At 63.0% G+C, this 5,894-nt stretch carries 5 protein-coding genes; 4 read left to right on the top strand and 1 reads right to left on the bottom strand.

What is annotated here, in order from left to right; all coding sequences use genetic code 11:
* Positions 1-556 precede the first annotated feature (556 nt).
* Together EN925_RS19925 and EN925_RS19920 are read left to right on the top strand one after the other, a co-directional pair.
* A complete protein-coding gene (locus EN925_RS19925) occupies positions 557-1,723 on the top strand; it encodes an ATP-grasp domain-containing protein (RefSeq protein ID WP_024504514.1) in 1,167 nt (388 codons plus the stop codon).
* Positions 1,724-1,727: 4 nt separating this feature from the next.
* The gene (locus EN925_RS19920) at positions 1,728-2,504 is read left to right on the top strand and encodes an esterase family protein (protein ID WP_013529927.1); all 777 of its coding nucleotides are present in this window, start codon (positions 1,728-1,730) and stop codon (positions 2,502-2,504) included.
* Positions 2,505-2,527: 23 nt separating this feature from the next.
* Here the strand turns inward: EN925_RS19920 and EN925_RS19915 are convergent, their stop codons facing one another.
* Entirely contained in the window at positions 2,528-4,063 is a 1,536-nt protein-coding gene (locus EN925_RS19915) for an MFS transporter (protein ID WP_128336835.1), read from the bottom strand.
* Between the two features lie 145 nt (positions 4,064-4,208).
* On the opposite strand from EN925_RS19915, the gene EN925_RS19910 reads away from it, so the two are divergent.
* Entirely contained in the window at positions 4,209-5,093 is an 885-nt protein-coding gene (locus tag EN925_RS19910) for a LysR family transcriptional regulator (RefSeq protein WP_013529929.1), read from the top strand.
* 122 nt (positions 5,094-5,215) lie between these two features.
* Positions 5,216-5,894: siderophore-interacting protein (locus EN925_RS19905; protein WP_245487246.1), on the top strand; the 679-nt coding region annotated here is incomplete at its 3' end.

The raw sequence follows: 5,894 nt of genomic DNA, 5'->3' as shown, positions 1-5,894 counted from the left end.
TTACAGGAGCGGCTTGTGGGAGGCAAGTGGGCCGCGGGCCGTGTCGTAAGCACATGAGTTGTCCGGATTAGCACGTGAGTTGTCCGGTTTTATCGCCAGCGAATGGAGGCTGGGGATGAAGCGGGCCGCAGGCCGTGCAGGACAACGAATCCGGGTTAACGGGCTTCGGAGCCTTTGCCGGCGCGTTGGCCGACGAAGCGTCAAACGAAAAACCCGCCTGTTCGGCGGGTCACTGGCGCAAATCAGCACCATGGATGAAAATGTACCTTAGCTGAGGGCAGGGAGTCAAGAAAAAATTCCTATCATTAAAAAACTTTCGGCACAAAAGCTGCCAACACCGCCGAACTGACTGTCGCCGCCAGGCCTTTGTTCAGCTGAGTTCGGCAGGCCGTGTCGTAAGCAGTCGTCCGGATTAGGCAGCAGATGAGTTGTCCGATTTGTCTGCCGGCTGGTTGAGACGGGCGGCACCCCGACGCGCGTGCTCTTCCCCAGGCGCGGCAAATGGGCCAGACTTGGGCGACGGGTTGCGATGTCCAGTCACCGGGAGGGGTCGTCCATGAATTTCGTGTTCTTCTCGCCGCATTTTCCCGCCAATGGCGCGGATTTCTGCGACCGTTTGAAGAAGGCCGGGGCCAGGGTGCTCGGTATCGGCGACGCGCCCTATGACGCGCTCGACGCCAAGCTGAAGGCGGCGCTCAGCGAGTACTACCGTGTCGCCGACATGGAGGACTATGATCCGGTGTTCCGGGCAATGGGGCATTTCATCCACAAGTGGGGCCGCATCGACCGCTTTGAATCGCTCAACGAACACTGGCTGGAGCTGGAAGCCAACATCCGCACCGATTTCAACATCTACGGCACCAAGCTCGATTTCGTGAAGAACCTGAAGCGCAAGAGCCGCATGCGTGCCTTCTTCCGCAAGAGCGGCGTCGACACCATCGCGCAGCGCAAATGTTCCGACCGCGCCGGGGCCATGACCTTCATCCGGCGCGTTGGCTATCCGGTGGTGGTCAAGCCCGACAGCGGTTCCGGCGCATCGAACACCTTCAAGATCTCCAACGCCAAGGAGCTCGACCAGTTCTTCCGGGACAAGCCCGAGGACGTGACCTTCGTCATGGAGCAGTTCATCGAGGGGCTGGTGGTGACCTATGACGGGCTGGTCAACCGCGACGGCGAGGTGGTGCTGGCGGCCAGCCACCGCTACGACCAGAGCGTCATGGAGGTGGTCAACAAGGACCGCCACATGAGCTATACCTGCTTTCCCAGGATCAACCCGGCGGTCGAGGAGGCCGGTCGAAAGATCCTGAAAGCATTCGACGTGCGGGAACGCTTCTTCCACATCGAGCTGTTCGAGACCAAGGACGACCGTGTCATCGCGCTGGAGGTCAACATGCGCCCGCCCGGCGCGTGGATGACCGATGCGATCAACTATACGTTCGACATCGATGTCTATGCGGCGTGGGCCGACATGGTGGTCAGGGATGCCGCCGGCGGCCCTTACGAGGGCAAATATTTCACCGCCTATGCCAGCCGCAAGCGACGCCTCCACTATTTGCACAGCCATGAGGACGTGCTAGCCGCGCACCGCGACAAGATCGTCCACCATCAGGCCATCGAAGAGGTTTTCAGCCGCGCCATGGGAAATTACGCCTACCAGATGCGCTCGAAAGACGAAGCAGCGCTGCGCGAAGCGGTCGCGTACATCCACGCGGAAAAGGCGTGAGGCGATGGACATTTCCTATCACAAGAATTTCTCGAGCCAACTCGGCCGCGACATGGAATACAAGCGCTACGGCCATGCCGGCCGGCCGGTGGTGGTGTTTCCGACCTCGCAGGGCCGGTTCTACCAGTTCGAGGATTCCGGCGGGGTGGGCGCACTGGCCGAATTCATCGACACCGGCCGCATCCAGCTGTTCACGGTCGACGGCGTCGATTCGGAATCCTTCTTCGACAAGCATGCCGACGCGGCTCATCGCATTGCCCGCCACGAGGCCTATTTCCGCTATGTGCGCGAGGAAGCGCTGCCGGACTTCCTGTCCACGGCCGAGCAGGCCAATGGCGGGCGCAAGCTGAAGCCGCTGTTCTCGGGCTGTTCGATGGGCGGCTATCACTCCTCGAACTTCGTCTTCCGCTTTCCCGAACTCGCCAGCGGCGTCATCGCGCTGTCGGGCGTCTATTCGGCCCGCGATTTTTTCGGCAGGGCGCTCGAGGGCGACATTTTCTACAACTCGCCGCTGGACTATCTGCCCGGCATCGTCGATCCCAAACTGCTGGCCCGGCTGAAGACGCTCAGGCTGATCTTCTGCTGCGGGCAGGGCGCGTGGGAAGAGCGGATGCTGGTCGAGACGCGCAGGTTGGAACAGATCCTGCGCGACAAATCCATTCCCGCCTGGGTCGATTATTGGGGCGGCGATGTCAGCCACGACTGGCCGTGGTGGCACAAGCAACTGGTCTATTTCTTCGGCCGTTGGCTGGATGAGGACCTGATGCACAGGCTGGATTGATAGCGAGGCCCGTCCGCTGACGGCTACCCTTTCTGGCATGCCGGCAGGGCGGCGGTTTCGCGCTCGGAAGCCGATACGCGACGCAGGCCAAGGAAGACGACAAGGGCGGTGACGACGGTGATCGCCGCCAACACGATCAGCAGCCTGTCGAACGCCGTCTCGTAGGCCTGGACCAGAACAATGGCTCCGGCTTGGGGCAAATGTTGTGCTGCTTCGCCGAGATTGCCGGTCACCAGCAACTGGGCTGCCGCCGCTGCGTCCGTCGAAGATGCCATTCCTTGTGCGGCGAGCTGCGCGGCGGCAAAGCCGGAAAGCGTCGCCATGACGATCGCCAGCGCCACACCCTCGCAGGCGACGCGGGTGGTGTTGAAGATGCCGACCGCCATGCCGGCGCGCTCCCTTGGCACGACGCTGACCGCAAGCCCGTCCATCAATCCCCAGGGCAGAGCGATGCCGACGCCGATCAGCATCAGCGGCGCCATCAGCGCACTATCGACCGGAGGTGTCAGGCTCAGCCAGACAAGCCCGGCGGCAGCGACGAGCAGGCCGACGCCGCAGATGGTGGCCGGTGCGATCCAGCGCGCCAGCTGGCCGGCGAGCATCGGCAGGATCAGCAGCGGACCTGAGAGGCAGATCATCAATTGCCCGGCCTTGATCTCGTTCATCCCTTCGATGCCGATGAAACGGATCGGCAACAGGACGAGCAGGACGACGAAGGCGTAAGCGGGTGCCGCAGCCAGGAACTGGACGCCGACGAAGCGGGGGTAGGCAAACAGCGTGAGATCGAGCATCGGCCGTTGTGCTTGCCGCTCGACAACGACGAAGGCGACAAAACAGATGATAGAAGCGGCCAGAAGCGTGACGACGAGGGGATCAGCCCAGCCGCTCTGCGGCGCCTGGAGCACGCCATAGGTCAGCGACGCCAGCGCGATCGTGAAGGTGCCGGCTCCCGCCCAGTCGAGGCCCGTCGCATCCGGGTCGCGCGATTCCCTGATGGTGCGCACGCCGAGCATGGCGGCGGCAATCGCGAGTGCCACAACCAGAAGAAAGATCGACCGCCAGCCGAATGCGGAGATGAGCAGGCCCGACGCGATCGGGCCGAAGGCGAGGCCGATGCCGAAACTGGTGCCGAGGAAGCTGAAGGCGCGCAGCCGCAATGGCCCTTCGAATTCCTGGGCGAGTGCCGAGGCGCCGCCAGCGAAGGCGGCCGCACTGCCGATCCCCTGCACGGCCCGGAAGATGTCGAACCAGATGATGTCCGGCGCCAGCATCGCGCCCAGTGATGCCAGGATATAGAGGGAGAGGCCGACGAGGAAGAGGCGCTTGCGGCCGTGGTTGTCGGCCAGGGCGCCCGACGCCATCAGGGTGGCGCCGAAGGTCAGCATGAAGGCGTTGGTCACCCAGTTGAGCTCGATGGGACTGCCGCTGAGATCGGCCGCGATGCGCGACAGAGCGACGGCCGGACCGGTGAAGGTCAATGGCATCGTCATCGCGGCAAGGCACACGGACAAGAGCACGAGCCATCTCTCGGCAGAGCCGGTTGTGGTCCTGGAAGTCATGGATTTTCCTATCTGAAACAGCACTCGCCGGTGGGCCGCGATTGCGGAGCCGGTCGTGATGACAAGATAGGTCGTCGGCATTTCAGGAAATATGGTGTTATATCTCCTGGTATATCGGACTGAAACGCTCGAATGGAATGACACGATGGATCGTCTCAACGGGCTCCTGGCCTTTGCCCGCACCGCCGAATTCGGCAATTTCGTCGCTGCCGGACGGGCGCTTGGCATCTCGGCTTCCGCTGTCGGCAAAAGTGTCGCCCGGCTTGAGCAGGAACTCGGCGTGCGGCTCCTGCAGCGCAGCACGCGGCGCATTGGCCTGACGGAAGAGGGCAAGCTGTTCAACGAGCGGGTGCGCCGCATCCTCGACGACATCGACGATGCCGAGGCGATGCTGTCGCGGACACGGGAAACACCGCGTGGGCGGCTGCGCATATCCACCCCGATCGTCACCTATCATCTGTTGCTGCCGGTGCTGTCGGAGTTCATGGCCCGCTATCCCGAGATCGAGCTCGATATCGATTTCAACGACCGGATCGTCGACGTCATCGACGAGGGCATCGATGTCGCGATCCGCAGCGGCGAGCTGCCTGATTCGCGCCTCGTGTCGAGACCCGTTGCGCCCTTCCGCATGCTGCTGTGCGCGGCGCCCTCCTACCTCGAGCGCCATGGCACACCCGGCGAGCCGGCGGATCTCATCAGGCATTTCGGCATAAACTTCCGCTTCCTCAACAGCGGCAGGCTGCTGGAGTGGCCGTTCATAACCGGAAGCGCTGAACCGCAGATCCGCTCGATGCTGACCTGCAACAACATGGAAGCATTGAAGGGCGCCACGATCGCCGGCCTCGGCATCGCCTGCATGCCGGATTTCCTGGTGCGTGAGGCGCTGCACGAAGACAGGCTGCGTACCGTTCTCGACGGTCATGTCGACGGCCGTGGCCAGTTCCGGATGCTGTGGCCTTCCAACCGCCATTTGTCGCCGAAGGTGCGCGTGTTCGTCGATTTCCTTCCCGATCGCCTTGCGGCGCGCTAGGCGTTCATCGCATAATATGACAGTGATAGTCATGTTTGTGTGGAAGCGCTTGAGCGGCTGTGGCATGCCGCTGACCGCGGGGGCGCTGCGGCGCTTGCCCCGAACTGTTGCATAGGACTTGAATGATGGACCAATTGAGCGCGCAAACCCGGATCAGCGACGCGGCGATCAGGTCGGTGATGGACCGGCTGCGCGCCGAGCACAGCGAATTCGAGATCGACACCGGCGTCGCCGACCAATGGGAGCTTCGCCTCTATTATGGTTCGTTGAGCGCCACGCTCGATAATGAAAGCGTACTGATCCGCGTCGCGGCGTCCGACGAAACCTGCCTGTCCTACATGAAGATGACGGTTGCCGGCCATGTCGCCGAACATCTCGGCACGACCAGGGGCATCCATTGGCAAGGCGACGGCATTGACGCCGGCATGCCGGTCTTCTTCCGCGAGATCACGGTGATGTCGTCGACGCGGTTCTCGGCGCATATGCAGCGTCTGCGCTTCGCCGGTAAGGATCTCGGCCGGTTTAGCCATGGCGGCCTGCACATACGGCTGCTGCTGCCGCCGGCTGGCCGCCAGCCGCTCTGGCCGTCGATGGGTGCCGATGGCTTGATTGTCTGGCCTTCGGGCGACGATGCGCTTGCCGTGCGGGTCTACACGATCCGGGCGCTGGATGCCGCAAGCGGCTGGCTCGATGTCGATTTCGTGCTGCACCCCGGCCAGGAGACGCCCGCCGCCAGCTTCGCGCAAAATGCACGGGCGGGAGATGTCATCGGCATGATCGGACCCGGTGGCGGCGACGCTC

The sequence above is a fragment of the Mesorhizobium sp. M7A.F.Ca.US.006.04.2.1 genome (assembly GCF_004022915.1).
In the GTDB taxonomy this organism is placed as follows: domain Bacteria; phylum Pseudomonadota; class Alphaproteobacteria; order Rhizobiales; family Rhizobiaceae; genus Mesorhizobium; species Mesorhizobium ciceri.
This window is presented reverse-complemented; position numbering and strand designations above follow the sequence as displayed.